Annotated in this window: 1 protein-coding gene; it reads right to left on the bottom strand. The window is 66.0% G+C overall.

Annotated elements, in window-relative coordinates; translation table 11 throughout:
* On the bottom strand, positions 1–490 hold a 490-nt coding region (locus I55_RS24810), incomplete at its 3' end, for a nitrogenase component 1 (protein WP_376739209.1).
* Between the last annotated feature and the right edge of the window lie 443 nt (positions 491–933).

Below are 933 nucleotides of genomic sequence, written 5' to 3'. Positions count from 1 at the left end.
CGGAGCCCTTCTCCTTCGCCGTCTTGATGAAGGCGTTCAAGTCGTCGCCGATCACCTCCGCCATGCAGGTGGTGGAGACGGAGATCATCTTGGGCTTGTACATGCTGTAGGTGTTGGCCAGGCCGTCGATCATGTTGTTCAGGCCGCCGAACACCGCCGCGTCCTCCGTCATGGAGGAGGAGACGCAGGAGCTGGGCTCCTTGAAATGCCGGGAGAAGTGGCTGCGGTAATAGGCGACGCACCCTTGGGACCCGTGGACGAAGGGAATGGTCCCCTCGAACCCCACGGCGGCGAACACAGCGCCCAACGGCTGGCACGCCTTGGCCGGGTTCACGGTCAGCGCCTCGCGGGCGAAGTTCTTCTCGCGGTATTCGGGCGTCTTGGCCCATTCGCGCACCCGCTCCACCTCCGCCGGATCCCCAGGAAGGCGGCCAGGAAATTCAGGCTGTAGAGAGCCAACATGGCGCGGTCGCGCATCAGCACCACGAATGGCGCCAGGGAGAACAGGGTCGCGGCCAGGACCGCCAGGAAGCCATCCACCCACCGGCCCCATTGGCTGGTGATGCCCTTGCCCAGGAAGTATTCGTCGTTGAACTTGTAGGTGCGGTCGAAGGTCAGGCGGCGGAAGACGGCGAAGGCCCCGTCCAGGCCATGGGATATGGGCCGGTAGTCGCCGAAGCCGGCGAAAGCCAAGTCATCCGGGGGGCGGACGGTCCACAAGAAGCCGGCGATGAAGGCGGTATAGAGGGCCAAGCCCGCCGCTTCCCGTCGCAGGGCGGTGATCAGCGAGGTCGCGTGCCAGGCCCGCAGCGCCCGCGTGCCGGCCAGCACCCCCGACAGCAGCAGCGCGAACGCCGAGCAGTTGGCCAGCAGGCCCAGGGTGAGATAGATCAACAGGCGCCGCTGGGGATGCGCACATTCCAGCCAAGCGTA

The sequence above is a fragment of the Azospirillum sp. B4 genome (genome assembly GCF_000333275.1).
Lineage (GTDB): Bacteria > Pseudomonadota > Alphaproteobacteria > Azospirillales > Azospirillaceae > Nitrospirillum.
Note: the sequence above shows the minus strand (reverse complement) of the source record. Positions and strands in the feature narration are given on the sequence as shown.